Source organism: Reyranella sp. (assembly GCF_052439685.1).
Classification (GTDB): Bacteria; Pseudomonadota; Alphaproteobacteria; order Reyranellales; family Reyranellaceae; genus Reyranella.
This window is the reverse complement of sequence record NZ_JBQVQG010000015.1, coordinates 84,829-100,664: the sequence shown is the minus strand read 5'-3', so window position 1 is coordinate 100,664 and position 15,836 is coordinate 84,829. Positions and strand designations below refer to the sequence as shown.

The window sequence follows — 15,836 nt, the reverse complement described above, 5'->3', positions numbered from 1 at the left end:
AAGTCGACAGGGAAAAGCAGCCGCTCCCTATTGCGCGGGTTGGAGGGTCGGGTCCGCCACAGGAGCCGGTGCCGGTGCCTCGAACACGGGCTCGGCGTGCCGCATCTGCTCCACCGCGTTGACCATGGAGACGTATACGGCAGCCACGTAGGGCAGCGACTGCACGATCATGAACAGAGACCACAGGCGGGCCTCCGGGTCGACGACGCCGTTGCCGAACCACAGAACCGCCGCCGCGATCCACAGGAGCGCGGCCAGGATCGCCTCGCCGCGCGCCATGCCCAGCGCCATGCCGAGAGTCGCGCGCTCGTCCATCTTGGGCGTGCGCATGAACGGCAGGCGGCTGGTCGCCAGGCCATAGATCACCGCCCGTCCCACCGTGTAGGTGAGCGCCAGGCCCGCCAGCGAGGCGCCGACGCTCTGGCGGAAGGTGCAGCGCACGCGGTCGAAGTACAGACCGAACGAATAGAGAAGCTTGAAGACGAAGATGCCGATGGTCGGTGCGATGAACTCGGCTGGCGGCAGGCCGACCGGCTTCATGCCGAACAGCGGCGGCAGGACGACCGCCAGAACCCAGGCCAGCCCCGCCCAGGTGAAGATGAGGTTCAGCGCATCGGCGAACCAGGGCAGCCAACCGGCGACGAAATGGTACTTCTGCCAGAAGGTCAGCTTTGTATCGCCGAAGAACATCTTGCCGGCATGCGCCTTCATGATCTGCATGGCGCCATAGGCCCAGCGGAAGCGCTGCTTCTTGTAGCCGGAGAAATGATCGGGGGTCAGGCCGTGGCCGAAGCGCTCGCGGCTATACATGGCGCCGTAGCCCTTCTCCATCAGGCGCAGGCCGAGCTCGGTGTCCTCGGTGATGCACCAGGTCGCCCAGCCGCCCATCTCCTCCATGCAGGAGCGGCGGACCAGGGTCATCGTGCCATGCTGGATGATGGCGTCGTACTCGTTGCGCAGGCACATGCCGATATCGAAGAAGCCCGCATATTCCCAGTTCAGCATTTCCTTGAACCGGTCGCCGCGCCAGTCGCGGTGGTCCTGCGGTGCCTGCACATAGCTAATCTTGGTATCGTCAAAATATGGCACCAGCGCCTTCAACCAGTCCGGCCGCACCATATAGTCACTGTCAATGACACCGATCACCTTGGCGTCGGGCGCTGTCTGGCTGAGCACGTAATTGAGTGCGCCGGCCTTGAAGCCCTTCATGACGTCGAAATGGAAGAACTTGAAGCGCTCCCCGAGCTGGGCGCAGTAGTCCTGCACCGGGCGCCAAACCGCCGGATCCTTGGTATTGTTGTCGATCACGATGACTTCGAAGTCCGGATAGTCGAGCCCGGCCAGCGAATCGAGCGTCTGCATCACCATCGAGGGCGGCTCGTTGCAGATCGCGAGATGCAGCGAGACTTTCGGCCACTCGCGCTCCGCCGGCTGGCGCGCGATCATCTCGGCGGCCGGCAGCGCCTCGCGCGTCCAGCGGCCGCGCCAGATCGTCTCGGCCATCTCCAGCGCCTGCACGAGCGCCATGCCCAAGCTGGACACCAGGAAGAAGGCGAGCACGCCCCACCCGACCATCTCCGAGGCGACCATGTAGGTACCGGCGGCGACTGAGGCGCCGTAGGCCACGGCGCTGGCCGACAGCGCCACGAGGGCGCAGAAGCCCACCTGCCCTGCCATGCCGAGACGCGGCCACCGCCACAGGAAGAGCAGCATCAGCGGCAGCGACGCCGCCAGCGACCAGGCGGCACAGGACAGCCACTGCGGGAAGGTCTCGATCGAGCCGGTCCAGGCGAATTTCGCCTCTCGGTCAGCGTTCCAGAGTCCCCAATAGCCACCCGCCTTGCCTTCCAGGTCGTAGGACTTCCACGGCTGGTCGACGGCCTCGACGACGAACGTGTCGATGTTCTGCGAGCGTAGCCACGCCACCATGTCGCGCACGTTCCTGGCCTGCTCGGCCGGCGTCGCATACTTCACGACACCTGAGCCCGGGCTGCGGCGCGCGGCGCCGTTCGACGGCCAGCCGACCTCGGTGACGATGATGTTCTTGTTCGGGTAGAGCTTGCGCAGCAGCCCGATCTTTTCCTTCACATACTCGAGCGGCGTCGAACTCGACTGCTCGTCCCAGTAGGGCAGGATGTGGACGGCAAGATAGTCGACCTCGCGTGCGAGCTCGGGATAGCGCTCCCAGATGTGCCACGGCTCGGCAGTGCTGACGGGCACCTTGACGTTGCGCTTGACGTTGCGGATCTCGCGGATGAGCTGGGCGGGGCTGGTGGCGTTGGGATCGCGCAGATCCTTCTCGCCGTCGAAGCGCAGGATGTTCTCATTGCCGACCAGGACGCGCTCGATGCTGGGGTTCTGGTTGGCCATGCGGATCAGCGCGCCGGTTTCCTCCGCATTGACCTCGCTCGCCTCGCGCCCGAACTGCAGCTTGGCTTCGTTCGGACTGTAGATCCAGGCGCCAGGCACCAGCTTCAGGCCGTACTTGGCGGCCAGGGCCGGCATCGAGTCGCCGCCATCGGTGGTGCGATAGGTGCGGACGTAATTGACCTTGCCACCGAGCATCGCGAAATCGCGCTCGATCTGTTCCTTGCGCGGCTTGATCTGCGGCGACGGCGTGTCGTTTACCGCGGTGCGCAGGAAGCTCCAAAGTCCGGTCGCCTTCCCGGCCAGCGGATCCTGGTCCTTCGCCCAAGGGGCGTAGGTGACGCCATGAAGGGGCCCTTCCACGTCGGCCGCCGTCACACGACTGTCCAGCAGACGCCATCCAACCAGCGTGGCCGCGACGACGATGAGTAGAACCAAGCCCCGACGCATCATATAGGGACGATCGCTCCGGCAAATCCGCCGATGGTCGAGGCTCGCTTCGGGATCGCGGTCGCATGTCGCCTGCGGACGACTACCGTCAACGCAAGGACCGTGCCCGGATCGACTCTCGCAGCGAGCCGACTACCACGCAGTGCGGCGGACCTCTTCGAGGTTTCCTTGCGCCCGATTTCCTCGGCTGCGACCCTTCGCAGTCGGTAAGGCGACGTTGCAATCTATAGCCTGCGCCTCCGGGTACGGTAAAGAGACCCAAGGCGATGAAGGCCAAAATGCCCAATTGTCGCTGGCCTTGTCGCCCATCCTTCGTCAAAACGCCACAAACCATGACCGATCAGGCCTCTGCTGCTGCACCCGCTGCGGCCCCCCCTTCGCTTCGCGCAACCTATCGCGCGGCCGATCGTTACGGCTTTCTTGAGCGGGCAGGCGCAAACCTTCGTTATGCGTGGTGGAATGCCGTCGGCGCCCCGCGCGGCACGGCGGTCATCTTGCCCGGGCGCGGCGAGTTCATCGAGAAGTACGCCACCGAGGTGGTGGGCGAACTGCTGGAGCGAGGCTTTGCCGTGGCGGCTCTCGACTGGCGCGGCCAAGGGCTTTCGGACAGGCCGCTGCCGGATCGCGGCAAGGGACATGTCGACACCTTCACGACCTACATGGCCGACCTCCGGTTGTTTCTGGAAACGGTCGTTTCGCCAGATGCGCCCCGCCCCGTGCTGGCCCTCTGCCATTCGATGGGCAGCCACATCATGATGCGCGAGATGGCCGAGAACGGGACCGGCCCTTTCTCGGCCGCCCTGTTGGTGGCACCGATGACGGCTCTCCGTCGCGAGGCGATGCTCCGCTCGGTCCTGATGATCATGCCCGAAGTGCCTGCCGTCGAGGAACGCTACCTGTTCGGAACCGGTCCTTTCGTCCTTCTGGCCCGGGAATTCGCGTCGAACTTCGTCACCCATGACGAGCGCCGGTACCGTTTCACCGAGGACTGGTTCACCGCCGATCCGCGTCTCGCACTGGGCGGTCCAACGCTCGGCTGGTCCCGGCAGGCCGTCCGTTCGATGGCCGCCGTCCAGGCACCCGGCTATCTCGAACGCATCGATATCCCGCTCCTCGTCATCAGCGCCGGCGAGGATCGGCTGATCGACTCCCGGTCCCATGCCCCGCTGGTGGCGCGCCTGAAGCAGGGCGAGCACTTCACGATCGGCCATGCCCGCCACGAGATCATGATGGAAACCGACGAGATCCGCGCCCTGTTCTGGGAGGCGTTCGACCGGCTGGTGAAAGGCGTGCTGACCTGATGACCGAAGTCCAGATTCTGGTGATCTTCGTCGCCTTCATCGTCGCCGGCATCGCCAAGGGCGCCGTCGGCATCGGCCTGCCACCGATTGCCGTGGGCCTGATGACCCTGGCCGTGCCGCTCGAGGACGCGCTGGCGATCATGACCATTCCGACGCTGGTCACCAACATCTGGCAGGCGGCCTACGGCTCCGGCCTGCTGCGCCTGTTCCGCCGTTTCTGGACCCTCGCCCTCGCCGCCACCATCACGCTGATCCTCGTGGCCGCCACCTTGGACAAGCTCGGCTCGGCGCAGGCCTCCGCCTGGCTCGGCGTGATGCTGGCCGCCTATTCGACCATCGTGCTCCTGGCCTGGCGGCCGCGCGTATCGCGCCAGGCGGAACGCTGGATGAACCCGCTGATGGGCATCGCCAGCGGCGCCGTCGCCGGCTTCACCGGCATCGCGGCGGTGCCGTTCCTGCCCTACATGCAGTCGCTGGACATCGACAAGGACGACCTCGTCCAGGCGCTGGGCATCCTCTTCATCTTCCTGATCGGTTCGCTCACCTTCGCGCTGTTCCGCCAGGGTGCCTTCGACGCCACGAACGTCATCGGCGGGATTGCCGCCATCGTGCCGACCTCACTCGGCGTCTGGCTCGGCCAGAAGTCGCGCAATGCCCTGTCGCCTGAGATGTTCCGCCGGGTCTTCCTGGTCGGTCTGCTGGCCCTCGGGCTGCACATGGCGCGGGGCTTGTTGTAGGGTCGGGCCATGTCACTCCCCCCCTTCAAGGTCACGATCTGCGGCATTCCCGAGTTGCCGCAGCACTGCGCCGTCGGCGTCAGCCACGTCCTGTCGATCATCGACACGCACGAGCCGCGCCCGCCCGCGCTCGACACCTATTCGAGCATCGAACACGAGCTGATCCGCTTCGACGACGTCGTGGCGGAATATCCCGGCTTCGAGGCCTGCACGCAGGCCCATATCGAGAAGGTGCTGGCCTTCGGCGAGCGCGTCCATGCGCGGCCCGATGGCCATGTGCTTGTCCATTGCCACGCCGGCATCTCGCGCTCGACGGCGGCGGCCGCCATCCTGATGACGCAGTTCGCGCCGGGAACCGAGGAAGAAGCCTTCCTGAAGTTGCTGGACCTGCGCAAGCACGGCTGGCCCAACACCCGCATGATCGAGTTCGCCGACACGCTGCTGAAGCGCGACGGCGCCATGCTGCGCGGCCTGGTCGCCTATCGAAAGGCTCTCCTCGAGGTGAAGCCGCACCTCAAGGAAGTGGTCCGCAACATCGGCCGCGGCCACGAGATCCCGGTCTGACCATTCGGGCGTGGCTTACAGCCACGCCCGGATTCTGTCTTTGAGGTGCTACCGCGCCTTCATCGGCAGGCTGGCGAGATGCGTGCCGGCGTCGACGATCAGGAACTCGCCGGTGATGTTGCTGGCGCTGGTCAGGAAGAACATCACCGCTTCCGCCATCTGCTCGGGCGTGCCGGCCTGACGCAGCGGCGTGTTCTGCTCCTGGCCCATCTTCATCTTGTTGTAGTTCTCCTCGCCCATGCCGCCCAGCAGCCAGCGCGTCTGGATGAAGCCCGGGCACACCGTGTTGACCCGCACCGCCGGCGACAGCCAGCGCGCCAGCGTCAGGGTCAGGGTGTTGAGCGCGCCCTTGGAACAGGCATAGGGGATCGAGCTGCCGACGCCCATCACGCCCGCGATCGAGGAGATGTTCACGATCGAACCGCGGTCCTGCTGGGTCTCCCACTGCTTCTTCATCATCGGGTAGACGGCGCGGCTCATCATGTAGGGGCCGGTGACGTTCACCCGCAGGATGCGATCGAAATCCTCCGGCGTGACGCCGTCTAGGTCGCCCTGGTTCTGGAACTTGGTCGTGCCGGCATTGTTGACGAGGCCGTCGATGCGACCCCACTGCTTCATCGTCTCGTCGGCAAGCTTCCGGCAGTCGGCGTCCTGGCCCATGTCGGCCTGCACGAGGATCGCCTCGACGCCCTTGGCCTTCACCGCCTCGTAGGTCTCGTCCGCCTCTTTCTTGCTCTTGGTGTAGTTGATCGCGACGTTCCAGCCGCGCTCCGCCAGGTCGAGCGCGCAGGAGGCGCCCAGTCCGGTCGCCGAGCCCGTCACGATCGCCACCTTGTTCGATTTCGCCATGTCACTTCTCCCGATATCTCGCGGCACCTTTCATAGGCTAGGATCGGGGCCCAAGGCAAAGAAACGCACCTCAGGCGGAATCATGGCGGATCTGTTTTCGATGAAGAATCGCGTGGCGCTGGTGACTGGCGCGTCGCGCGGGTTGGGACGCGACATGGCGCTGGCCCTGGCGGAGGCCGGCGCCACCGTGCTCTGCGCCGGCCGCACGGTGAAGGAACTCGACGCGACGGTCCGCGCCATCGACCGCAAGGGCGGCCGAGCCCACGTCGTCACGATGGACGTGACCGACGAGGCCGATGTCGTGGCCAAGGTCGCGGCCATCGTGGCCAAGCATCGCCGCATCGACGTGCTGGTGAACAATGCCGGGATCGTGCACCGCCAGGACATCGTCGACACGGCGACGACCGATTTCCGCAAGGTGATCGAGACCGACCTGGTGTCGCAGTTCATCGTGGCCCGCGAGGTCGGCCGTCACATGCTGGCGCGCAAGTATGGTCGCATCGTCAACATCTCCTCGGTCATGGCGGTCCTCGGCCGCGCCTCGGTCGCGGGCTACGTGTCGGCTAAGCATGGGCTGGTCGGCCTCACCAAGAACCTGGCGGCCGAGTTCGGGCCGCACGTCACCGCCAACGCAATCGCACCCGGCTACATCCGGACCGAGCTCAACGTACCCCTGCAGCAGAACAAGGAGTTCAGCGACATGCTGGAGCGCCGCACCGCGGCCGCGCGCTGGGGCAAGCCCGAGGATCTGCGCGGCGCCCTGCTGCTGCTGGCGTCCGATGCGGGCAGCTATATCACCGGCCACACGCTGGTGGTCGATGGCGGCCTGACCACGATCCTCGCCTGACCGGGACGCGCCCGATCATGACCGGCATTCCCCGCTGGGCGATGCTCCTGCTGGCCGCGGCGTTTGCACTCTACGCTATTGCGGCCTCGCAGGGCTGGCTGCGCGATCCGTCGCTGGCGAAGGCCGACTATGTCGGCACCATCGACGTCTCGGCCGACGATGCGAAGCTCTACCGCGCCGTCCCCTTCGAATGGCGGGTGAACAGCGCCGCCGGCAGCTTCAAGGGCAACGACACGGCCCACATCCGCATCGACCCGTCGGGCGAGCGCACGGTGCTCTGCGGCTGGGTCCCGCTCGACAAGGGCGGCGCCTCGATCCGCGCCACGCGCTGGCTGAGCGAGGCCCGCCTCGCCGTGGGCGACATCAAGGTCACCGCCCTGTTCATCGCGCCGGTCGATAAGAAGCCGGGAGACGGGCTCAACGCCGGCTGCCTGCGGCTCGACGAAGGCATCAAGCCCACTGCCGATGCGCCGCTCAGGCTCGAAGGCTCCGCGGTCCGCGAATAGACACGTTCCCTCATTCGAAAGAGTAACCATGCTCCCCAGACAAGGCGTTACCCCGGAACTCGCTCGTTTCATCGTCGACACCAAGTGGGACGATCTGCCCGAGCAGGCCCGCCACGAGGCCAAGCGCGCCTTGCTGAATTTCTTTGCCGTGGCGATCGCGGGTTGCCGCACCCAGCCGATCGAGCTGGCGTTGCGGACCCTGGGCGAATTCTCGGGCGGCCGGCAGGCCACCATCGTCGGACGGTCCGAGCGCATCGATCCGCTGACCGCCGCCTTCCTGAACGCGGCGGGAGCCAACGTCTTCGACTATTGCGACACCCATCTGCCGACCGTCGTTCATCCGACCTCGCCGCTGGCGCCGGCGCTGCTGGCCCTTTCCGAAGTCCGCCGGGTCACCGGGCCGGACCTCCTCCTGGCCTTCGCCCTGGGCTTCGAGATCGAGTGCCGGGTCGGCGGCGCGATCTCGCCGGGCCACTACCCCAAGGGCTGGCACATCACCTCGACCTGCGGCGTGTTCGGCTCGGCAGCGGGCGCGGCGAAGCTGCTGGGGCTCGATGTCGAACGTACCGTGTGGGCGCTGGGCAGCGCCGCGACCCAGTCCGGCGGCCTGTGCGAATGCCTGGGATGGCCGGCCAAGAGCGTGAGCGTCGGCAACGCCGCCCGCAACGGACTGTTCTCGGCCCTGCTGGCGGAGAAGGGCTTCGCCGGCCCGCCCGAGCCGATCGCCGGCGCGCAGGGCTTCCTTGCGGCCATGGGCGAGCCGCCAAACTGGACAGCCCTGCTCGAGGGTCTGGGCATGGACTGGCAGGTCAACCACAACTCCATCAAGCCCTACGCCGCGGGCTTCGTGATCCACCCCCTGCTCGACCTCGCACTCGACTGGCGCCGCGCCCATCCGGACATGACGGTCGAGCGGATCGCCGTGCGCGGCAATCCCCTCCTCCTGCAGCGCACCAACCGGGCCGACATCGCAACCGGCCGCGAGGCCCAGGTCAGCCTGCAGCATTGCGTGGCGGCAGCCCTCGTTCTCGGCAAGGCCGGCCTCGATCAGCTGACCGACGCCTGTGTCGCCGATCCTGCCATCAAGGCGCTACGGGCCCGCTTCGAGTGCACGAGCGAGGAGCGCCTCTCGACGATCTCCGCCGAGATGGACATCTGGACCACCGATGGAGCGAAGCACGCGCTTTCCACCCAGGCGGCGCGCGGCAGTTCCTCGAACCCGCTGAAGGATGCCGAGATCGAGGCCAAGCTGCGCGACGAGGCGAGGCGCTGGGAGCCCGACCACGACATCCAGCCGCTGATCGATGCCGTCTGGGCGCTCGACCGCAGCGAGGATGTTTCCTCGCTGCTGGTTCTGGCGGTGCCTACTCGACGGTGACGTTGGCGGCCGCCGCGACCGCCTTCCAGGTCGCGATGTCCTTCTGGATGAAGGCCGCGAACGCTTCCGGCGAATTGCCGACGACCTGCATGGCCTGCTTCTCCAGCAGTTCCTTGGTGGCGGGATCAGCCAGCGCCTTCACGATCTCGGCGTTCAGCTTCTTGACCACGGCGGGTGGCGTCTTGGCCGGCGCCAGGATGCCGTGCCAAGCCAGCGCCTCGAAGCCGGGATAACCGCTTTCGGCGACGGTGGGCACCTGTGGCGCCACCGACGACCTCTCGAGGCTGGTGACGGCGAGAGCGCGCAGCTTGCCGGACTTGATATGGGGCAGGACGCTGATCGGATCGCCGAACACGACGTTCAACTGGCCGCTGACGAGGTCGCCGACCGCCAGCGCGGTGCCGCGATAGGGCACGTGCGTCATCTTGAGGCCGGCCTTGCTGCTGAACAGCTCGGCGACGAGATGGTTGGCCGCGCCGACGCCGGTCGAGCCGTAGTTCAGCGCACCGGGCTTGCTCTTCGCCAAGGCCACGAACTCCTGCAGCGTCTTGGCCGGCGATTCGGAATTCACGACCAGAATGTAGGGATAGGCCGTTGTCATGGTGATCGGCGCGAAGTCCTTCACCGGATCGTAGGGCAGCGTCTTGTAGACGGCGGGATTGATCGAGATCGGGCCGGACTGGCCGAGCAGCAGCGTGTAGCCGTCGGGTTCGGCCTTGGCCACGAGATCGGTGCCGACGATCGAGCCGGCTCCACCCTTGTTCTCGATCACGATCGGCTGGCCGATATTCTCGCTGACTTTCTTGGCGACGATGCGCGCCACGGAATCGGCGCCGCCACCGGGCGCATAGGGCACCACGAGTTTCAGGGACTTGGACGGAAATTCCTGCGCCCAGGCCGGGGTCGCGACCAGCGCCAGCGCCAGCGCGCCGGTGGCGCGCCTCGTCATCTTCTTCATCTTTCCTCCTGGGACTTCATTGGCGGTATCGTTGAGAATACCGCGGACAACGGCTACTGGAACAACGGCATGGGGCACTCCCGAGTCTCTCGCACGGCGTCAGGCCGCTTCCCCTCTCAACTGGGCCAGTCCGCGCTTCATCAGGGCTTTGGTGTAGCGTTCCCGGCCGACATCCGGCGCAACGGCCTTCTTGTCCGGCGGCGACGCGAAGATGCCGGTCAATTCCTTGAGTTCCGCCTCGGCGAGCTTGAAGTTGCCGCGCTTCATGTAACCAAGGGCGCGGAACAGGCACTCCTCCTCCTTCCAGTTGGGCTCGCGGTTCCAGTCGTCGAGCTGATGCAGCGCCGCCGCAAAGCGCGCCAGGATCGTCGCCTTGAATTGGGAAGTTACTCGATACATGCCATTCGCCCGCTCTTGTTGCCTGACCGGATGGTGCGCGCGCCGCGCTCCCGCTGCAAGCGTCGTGGCCCAAGCCACTGGCCAGCCCGATGACCTTGCTCGCCCTCTCCGATCCGTTGCGGCCTGACCATTCGCGGGGCGGCACGCTCGTCGACCTCGCGTTGCTCGTCGTTGGCAGCGGTGCCGTACTGATTGCCCTGATCCTCTGGTTCGACAATGCGCAGGGCGGCCTGACCGGAAACGGCGTCTTCAAGAGCCTCGAGCTGAAGCCGTGGGTGGTGGATCCGGCGAGCGCGCCGCTCTACCCCTCGAACTATCTCTTCTATCCCGCCTATGGCGCGCTCTGCCGGTTGCTTGACCTGCTGGGCATCTTCGCCGGCGATCCGCGGCGGCAGCTCACGATCCTCAATGCCGTGAGCGCGAGCCTGTGTACCGGCGTGGCCTATCTGCTCGCCCGGACCATGACGGGCGACCGGATGATCGGCCTGCTGACGGGTGCGTTCCATCTCGCGACCAGCCACGTGATGTTCCTCGCCATCGTCAACGAGGACATCATGCCGAGCTATACGGTGATGTTCGCCGCCATGGCGCTGGGCGCGATCTGGTTCGCGCGGCCGTCTATGGCGAGGGTCGCGACGGTCGCGGTGCTGTTCTCGATCGGCTGGTTGTTCGAGTGGCGGCTGATGTTCCCGACCCTGCCGGCCATGCTGGCCGCGCTCTGGTTCTGCGAGCCGCGCCTCGGGCGCCGCCTCGCCTGGATCGCGTTGTTCCTCGCCTGCATGCTCGCCACCGCGTCGGTCGTGGCGGTGGCCTGGCACGGTCACGCGGGGGCCGTCGGTCCCTTCGACCTCGTCTGGACCGGCAAGGCAGTGCGTTCGGTGTGGGCGGGCTTCACCTGGGCAAAGGTCGGCTATCTGTGGGACGGCATCGTGGCCTACCTGCTGGGAACCGGCGTCACGACGTTCGAGGGGCTGCCCGGCTGGGACATCTGGCGCGTCGCCACGACCTTCTGGCTCTTGGCCATCGCCGCCGTTGCGTCCTCGGTTCTGCAACGCGCTGAGGACCACCCGGCGCGCGCCGTGATGGCGGTATTCGGCATTACCTTTCTCGCCGGCGAAATCTTCAACCTCTATTCCCAGCCGCAGGATCCGCAGATGCAGATCAACGTCATGGCCTGGGTAACCCCGGCCTGGGCGCTGGTGCTGCTGGCCGCGCGCCAGCGCTGGGCCAAGCGCGGCCTCGCCGCAATGGCCGCCGTCACGGTGGCGCTATTCGCCTACAATGTCTGGAGCATTGCGCCGCTGCGCGGTCTCGACAGCAAATGGCGCGGCGTGATCGAGCGCCTGGACCAGCAGGGCGATCCGGCGCGCACCGTCTTCCTGCTGCACGATTTCGACTGGACGATGGTCTATGCCTCGCTGCACTGGGGCACGGCCGAGCCCGGTGTCGCGGGCCTTGGACCTGCCCCGCAGGCAACGCCGAGGTTCAAGTGGATCGGCTTCACCGGCGACGTCCTGCGCCATCCCGACTGGAGCACCGAGCGGCACGTCGAGTCCCTGCGGCGGCAGATCGAGCGCGCGCTGGAACTCGGCTACGAGGTGATGGTCGTGCGCCTGTGGGACATTCCCGAGGCCCAGTTGTTGACCGAAACCGGCATGGTCGCCGACGCCGCCCGGCTCGGTGCGCTGCAACGCATGCTGCGCACCGACTTCATCGCCGCGCCGGTCTCTGTGGACCCAGTCGCGGGGTCGGTCTACCGGCTGCAGCGAACAGCCGGCCCCTGACGAGTTACATCGTCGCCTGCTGGATGCGGCGCTCGTCGAGGCCGACCGAACGGGCAGTCTCCACGATGGCGGCCCAGGTATCGTCCGGCAGGGGCACGCCGTCGGCGAGTCGCTGGGCGCGGGTGCGCGATTCCTGCTCGCCCGGCACCAGGATCTCGACGCCGGGAATCGCCGGCTTCGAGCCCTTCACGAACGAGACGTACTTCGCGATGTCCGTCGGGAAGAAGCCCTCGGCATCGAATACCTTGGGATCGACGTAGAAGGAGAGCATGCCGTTGGCGAAGCGGCCACGCTTGGGATCGGTCGCGCCCGTGCCCGAGAGTGAGCCGCCCAGGATCTCGCACATGAACGCGAGGCCCGAGCCCTTGTGGTCGCCGAAGGCGCGGATGGCGCCGGTACCCTTGCTGTGGTCGCGCGGGCCCGTCGGCGTGTAGTCGCCGTAAAGCAGATGCGGATCGGCGCTCGGCTTGCCGTCCGGGCCGATCAGCGCCCCGTCCGGCAACTTCTTGCCGCCCTGGCTCGTCACCAGGACTTTGCCCTCGGCCACGATCGAGGTGGCGAAGTCGAGGACCAGCGGATCCTCGCCGGGCCGCGGGACACCGACGCAATAGGGCGCCGTCGAGAAACGCCGCTCGACACCGCCATAGGGCGCCACCAGCACGCTGCCCGAGGCATTGACGAAATGCACAGAGACGAGGCCCGCCTCGGCCGCCATCTCCGCCCAGTCGCCGACCCGACCGACATGGCCGGCGTTGCGCAGGGTCACCGCCGACAGACCGTTCTTCAGGCACTTGTCGATGCCGATCCGCACGGCCTGGGGCGTCACGGTCTGGCCGAAGCCGTACTTGCCGTCGACCACGGCGATCACCGGCGTGTCGACCAGCACGTCGACGGTCACGTCGGCAATGACGGTGCCGCTTTTCTTCTGCGAGGCGTAGCGCGGCACGCGCACGACGCCGTGGCTGTCGTGGCCCGACAGGTTGGCGCTCACGAGGTAGCGGCCGATGCGACCGCCCTCCTCCTTTGAGCATCCCGCGGCGGCAAAGATGTCCGCGACGAAGGATTCGAGCTCCTTCGCCTTGATCGTCACGCTGCTCATCTCAGGACTTGCCGCGCTGCAGGCTGGCGACATAGCCGCGGTTCCAGGTCGGGTTGATCATCACCTCGTTGATGACGATGTGCGGCGGCAGACAGGCGATGTAGCGGATCAGGTCGCCGACATCTTCCGACTGCGCCATGCGCTTGCGCTCGGCCGGGGTGATCGGCACGGGGCGCTTGTCGAGGATCGGCGTCGCGACTTCACCCGGGCAGACCACGCAGGAGCGGATGCCGTTGACGCATTCCTCCATGTTGATCGTGTGGCTCATCGCCACCACGCCGTGCTTTGCCGCCGAATAGGCCGGGCCCGACAGCAGGCTCGGCACCTTGCCTGCGACCGAGGAAGTGTGAATCAGCACGCCGCCCTTGTTCTTGCGCATAAGCGGCAGGACCGCCGAGGTGCAATAGAAGGCGCTCGACAGGTTGCCGTGCACGACCTCGTCGACGCCCTTGGGCGTCAGCTGCTTCCAGCTCCGTTTCTGGATATTGAGGCCGGCATTGTTGACCAGGATGTCGATGCGGCGGTGCTTCTTGGCGATCGCCGCAACGGTCTTTTCGACCGCGGAGGCCTTCATGAGATCTGCGGGCTTCACCTCGGCCTTGCCGCCCGCCTTGGCGATCATCTCGGCCGTCTCTTCGAGCGCCTCGCGGCGGCGCCCGGTCAGCACCACGGTCGCACCGTCCTTGGCCAGCGCCACCGCCGCCGCCTGCCCGATGCCCGACCCCGCACCCGTCACCCATGCGACCTTGCCCGTCAGAATACCCATCCCGCTCTCTCCTCGTTCTTTCCTCGGGTCCATTGTTACCAGTCTCGTGCGGCCCCGGCCGCCCGGTCGCAAGCCTACGCCTTCACGGCGATCTCGTCGCGCGGAGATGCGCTTTCAGCTCTCCGCACAGTTCGGCTTGAGTTCGGACTGCACCCAGTCGAGCCGGCGTCTTCCGACTGGATCTCCCAGCGCGGCTCCCGCCTGCCAGAGCTTGTACGCGCGGCAGAGGTCACGCCCGTCCCGACCATTCCGAAAGCGGATCAGGTAAAGATCGCCGAGCGATATATTAGCGGCGGGTACCTGCCCGGCGGCGGCCATCTCCAGGAACTGAATTGCCTCAGCCTCCGACCCTACTTGCTCATTGCGCATCAAGTGGGCTGCCGCCGAGCAGGCCCTGGCATACGCCTGATCGCGGCATAGAGCGGTGAGGCCTCCCACGACGACGGCCTTGTCCCCATCCCAGCGGGCAAGGTGCAATTCGAGGTATTTGCCTTCGGGTGTCTGTACCGAAAGCGCCTTCAGTTCGGCCCGAAGCGCTTTAACGCACTTCACGTTGAGTGTGTACGACGTCTCACTCCAGTAAGCAGGATCGTTCTGCAGGAGGTATTGGAGGCTGCACGGCACGGCTTCTTGTGCTGCGGAAGGAGCGACGCCAAAACCATGCGCGCCCCAGAAGATCGCCCATGCCAATCCAATCAGGCCCAAAACACGCGGCATCATCGATCCAGCTTAAGAAAAGGCTGGTCGAAAAAGAAGAGGGGCCTGCCCTGTGGCAAGCCCCTTCTCGCGATTCCCGCCGGCGACGCGGCGCTATTCGATCTTCACGCCGGCGTCCTTGACGACCTGTGTCCACTCGACGACCTCGGACTGGATGAACTTGCCGAAGCCTTCGGGCGTGGAGGTCACGACGGTGACGCCCCGATCGTTAAACGACTGGATGATGGCGGGCATCGCCAACACCTTGTTGATCGCCTTGCTGAGGCGCTCGACGACCGGCGCCGGCATGCCGCGCGGCCCCACCATGCCGACCCAGCCGACGACCGACAGGTCAACGCCACTCTCCGCCAGGGTCGGAACACCGGGCGCCGCGTCGGAGCGCTGCGGGGACAGGAGGCCGAGCGCCTTGAGCTTGCCGCTCTGCACCAGCGGCATCGCCACGGTGGTGGTGTCGAAAGAGAGCTTCACCTCGCCGGCAACAAGGTCGGTGGCCGCAGCGGCGCTACCCTTGTAGGGCACATGCAGGAGGTCGGTGCCCGACCTCTTCATGAAGAACTCGCCGAGGAGATGGTTGGTCGAGCCCATGCCGAACGAAGAAAAGGAGAGCTTGCCGGGATTGGCGCGCGCCTGCGCGATCAGCTCCTGGACGCTGTTGGCGGCGACCGACGGATGCGCCACGAGCACGAAGGTGACGGTGCCGATCTCGGCGATGGGCGTGAAGTCCTTCAGCGTATCGTAGGGCGGCACGATCTTCACGGCCGGCAGGACGACCATCTCGGACCCCGTCCCCAGCAGCAGCGTGTAACCGTCGGGCGCGGCCCGTACGACTGAAGCGGCACCGATGGCGCCGCCGGCGCCGACGCGATTGTCGACGACGACCGGCTGTCCCAGCTCGATCGAGAGTTCCTTGGCGATGATGCGGGCCGCCGTATCGGTGGCGCCGCCCGGCGCGAAGGCTGCAACGAGCGTGATCGCTTTCGACGGATAGGCCGGTTGCGCCTCGGCACGCCCCGGTATGTAGGCCGCCAAAAGAAGCACGGCAGACAGGATTCTGATCGACAGCATGGAGCCTTCCCCCTTGTGAACCGGCAAGTCGCCGGCGAACTGAAGCCTG

The 15,836-nt window shown here is 66.5% G+C and carries 15 protein-coding genes; 7 read left to right on the top strand and 8 right to left on the bottom strand.

Annotation, left to right across the window (positions count from 1 at the left end; translation table 11 throughout):
* Positions 1 to 27: 27 nt before the first annotated feature.
* Positions 28 to 2,805 (bottom strand): glycosyltransferase, encoded by a 2,778-nt coding sequence (locus ACT6UX_RS19075; RefSeq protein WP_444776734.1) that lies wholly within the window; start codon positions 2,803 to 2,805, stop codon positions 28 to 30.
* A gap of 278 nt (positions 2,806 to 3,083) precedes the next feature.
* On the opposite strand from ACT6UX_RS19075, the gene ACT6UX_RS19070 reads away from it, so the two are divergent.
* Genes ACT6UX_RS19070 through ACT6UX_RS19060 form a run of 3 tightly spaced genes read left to right on the top strand, consistent with a single transcriptional unit; the run spans position 3,084 to position 5,419 of the window.
* The gene (locus ACT6UX_RS19070; RefSeq protein ID WP_444776733.1) at positions 3,084 to 4,118 is read left to right on the top strand and encodes an alpha/beta fold hydrolase; all 1,035 of its coding nucleotides are present in this window, start codon (positions 3,084 to 3,086) and stop codon (positions 4,116 to 4,118) included.
* A complete protein-coding gene (locus ACT6UX_RS19065) occupies positions 4,118 to 4,855 on the top strand; it encodes a sulfite exporter TauE/SafE family protein (RefSeq protein WP_444776732.1) in 738 nt (245 codons plus the stop codon). The genes ACT6UX_RS19070 and ACT6UX_RS19065 overlap by 1 nt, the downstream gene beginning before the upstream one ends.
* A 9-nt stretch (positions 4,856 to 4,864) precedes the next feature.
* Positions 4,865 to 5,419 carry a tyrosine phosphatase family protein gene (locus tag ACT6UX_RS19060; protein WP_444776731.1) on the top strand — a complete coding sequence of 185 codons (555 nt, stop codon included), beginning with the start codon at positions 4,865 to 4,867 and terminating at the stop codon, positions 5,417 to 5,419.
* A 48-nt stretch (positions 5,420 to 5,467) separates the two neighbouring features.
* On the opposite strand, the gene ACT6UX_RS19055 is transcribed toward ACT6UX_RS19060, so the two are convergent.
* Positions 5,468 to 6,268, bottom strand: coding sequence for an SDR family NAD(P)-dependent oxidoreductase (locus tag ACT6UX_RS19055; protein WP_425066510.1), 801 nt, complete (start codon positions 6,266 to 6,268; stop codon positions 5,468 to 5,470).
* 82 nt (positions 6,269 to 6,350) lie between these two features.
* Between ACT6UX_RS19055 and ACT6UX_RS19050 the strand changes: the two genes are divergently transcribed.
* Genes ACT6UX_RS19050 through ACT6UX_RS19040 form a run of 3 tightly spaced genes read left to right on the top strand, consistent with a single transcriptional unit; the run spans position 6,351 to position 8,999 of the window.
* Positions 6,351 to 7,115, top strand: coding sequence for an SDR family NAD(P)-dependent oxidoreductase (locus ACT6UX_RS19050; RefSeq protein ID WP_444776730.1), 765 nt, complete (start codon positions 6,351 to 6,353; stop codon positions 7,113 to 7,115).
* A 17-nt stretch (positions 7,116 to 7,132) separates the two neighbouring features.
* Positions 7,133 to 7,621: a hypothetical protein gene (locus tag ACT6UX_RS19045; protein WP_444776729.1), complete on the top strand. Its 489-nt coding sequence runs from the start codon at positions 7,133 to 7,135 to the stop codon at positions 7,619 to 7,621.
* Between the two features lie 28 nt (positions 7,622 to 7,649).
* Positions 7,650 to 8,999 (top strand): MmgE/PrpD family protein, encoded by a 1,350-nt coding sequence (locus ACT6UX_RS19040; protein WP_444776728.1) that lies wholly within the window; start codon positions 7,650 to 7,652, stop codon positions 8,997 to 8,999.
* Here the strand turns inward: ACT6UX_RS19040 and ACT6UX_RS19035 are convergent.
* Entirely contained in the window at positions 8,986 to 9,957 is a 972-nt protein-coding gene (locus ACT6UX_RS19035) for a Bug family tripartite tricarboxylate transporter substrate binding protein (protein WP_444776727.1), read from the bottom strand. The genes ACT6UX_RS19040 and ACT6UX_RS19035 overlap by 14 nt on opposite strands.
* A 99-nt stretch (positions 9,958 to 10,056) precedes the next feature.
* A complete protein-coding gene (locus tag ACT6UX_RS19030) occupies positions 10,057 to 10,356 on the bottom strand; it encodes a hypothetical protein (protein ID WP_444776726.1) in 300 nt (99 codons plus the stop codon).
* An 89-nt stretch (positions 10,357 to 10,445) separates the two neighbouring features.
* Here ACT6UX_RS19030 and ACT6UX_RS19025 point away from each other — a divergent pair, with 89 nt between their 5' ends.
* Positions 10,446 to 12,140 (top strand): hypothetical protein, encoded by a 1,695-nt coding sequence (locus tag ACT6UX_RS19025; protein WP_444776725.1) that lies wholly within the window; start codon positions 10,446 to 10,448, stop codon positions 12,138 to 12,140.
* A 4-nt stretch (positions 12,141 to 12,144) separates the two neighbouring features.
* Here the strand turns inward: ACT6UX_RS19025 and ACT6UX_RS19020 are convergent, their stop codons facing one another.
* The 4 genes from ACT6UX_RS19020 to ACT6UX_RS19005 all read right to left on the bottom strand — a co-directional run bounded on the left by ACT6UX_RS19020 (position 12,145) and on the right by ACT6UX_RS19005 (position 15,787).
* Positions 12,145 to 13,239: a malate/lactate/ureidoglycolate dehydrogenase gene (locus ACT6UX_RS19020; RefSeq protein WP_444776724.1), complete on the bottom strand. Its 1,095-nt coding sequence runs from the start codon at positions 13,237 to 13,239 to the stop codon at positions 12,145 to 12,147.
* 1 nt (position 13,240) lies between these two features.
* Positions 13,241 to 14,005: an SDR family oxidoreductase gene (locus ACT6UX_RS19015; protein ID WP_444776723.1), complete on the bottom strand. Its 765-nt coding sequence runs from the start codon at positions 14,003 to 14,005 to the stop codon at positions 13,241 to 13,243.
* Positions 14,006 to 14,119: 114 nt separating this feature from the next.
* Positions 14,120 to 14,725, bottom strand: coding sequence for a hypothetical protein (locus ACT6UX_RS19010; RefSeq protein ID WP_444776722.1), 606 nt, complete (start codon positions 14,723 to 14,725; stop codon positions 14,120 to 14,122).
* A 90-nt stretch (positions 14,726 to 14,815) separates the two neighbouring features.
* A complete protein-coding gene (locus ACT6UX_RS19005) occupies positions 14,816 to 15,787 on the bottom strand; it encodes a Bug family tripartite tricarboxylate transporter substrate binding protein (RefSeq protein ID WP_444776721.1) in 972 nt (323 codons plus the stop codon).
* Positions 15,788 to 15,836: the final 49 nt, after the last annotated feature.

Excerpts from the sequence above, each read along its gene's own strand:
- ACT6UX_RS19070 (WP_444776733.1), top strand. The coding sequence starts at position 3,084 with ATGAAGGCCAAAATGCCCAATTGTCGCTGGCCTTGTCGCCCATCCTTC.
- ACT6UX_RS19065 (WP_444776732.1), top strand. The coding sequence starts at position 4,118 with ATGACCGAAGTCCAGATTCTGGTGATCTTCGTCGCCTTCATCGTCGCC.
- ACT6UX_RS19060 (WP_444776731.1), top strand. The coding sequence starts at position 4,865 with ATGTCACTCCCCCCCTTCAAGGTCACGATCTGCGGCATTCCCGAGTTG.
- ACT6UX_RS19055 (WP_425066510.1), bottom strand. The coding sequence starts at position 6,268 with ATGGCGAAATCGAACAAGGTGGCGATCGTGACGGGCTCGGCGACCGGA.
- ACT6UX_RS19050 (WP_444776730.1), top strand. The coding sequence starts at position 6,351 with ATGGCGGATCTGTTTTCGATGAAGAATCGCGTGGCGCTGGTGACTGGC.
- ACT6UX_RS19045 (WP_444776729.1), top strand. The coding sequence starts at position 7,133 with ATGACCGGCATTCCCCGCTGGGCGATGCTCCTGCTGGCCGCGGCGTTT.
- ACT6UX_RS19040 (WP_444776728.1), top strand. The coding sequence starts at position 7,650 with ATGCTCCCCAGACAAGGCGTTACCCCGGAACTCGCTCGTTTCATCGTC.
- ACT6UX_RS19035 (WP_444776727.1), bottom strand. The coding sequence starts at position 9,957 with ATGAAGAAGATGACGAGGCGCGCCACCGGCGCGCTGGCGCTGGCGCTG.
- ACT6UX_RS19030 (WP_444776726.1), bottom strand. The coding sequence starts at position 10,356 with ATGTATCGAGTAACTTCCCAATTCAAGGCGACGATCCTGGCGCGCTTT.
- ACT6UX_RS19025 (WP_444776725.1), top strand. The coding sequence starts at position 10,446 with ATGACCTTGCTCGCCCTCTCCGATCCGTTGCGGCCTGACCATTCGCGG.
- ACT6UX_RS19020 (WP_444776724.1), bottom strand. The coding sequence starts at position 13,239 with ATGAGCAGCGTGACGATCAAGGCGAAGGAGCTCGAATCCTTCGTCGCG.
- ACT6UX_RS19015 (WP_444776723.1), bottom strand. The coding sequence starts at position 14,005 with ATGGGTATTCTGACGGGCAAGGTCGCATGGGTGACGGGTGCGGGGTCG.
- ACT6UX_RS19010 (WP_444776722.1), bottom strand. The coding sequence starts at position 14,725 with ATGATGCCGCGTGTTTTGGGCCTGATTGGATTGGCATGGGCGATCTTC.
- ACT6UX_RS19005 (WP_444776721.1), bottom strand. The coding sequence starts at position 15,787 with ATGCTGTCGATCAGAATCCTGTCTGCCGTGCTTCTTTTGGCGGCCTAC.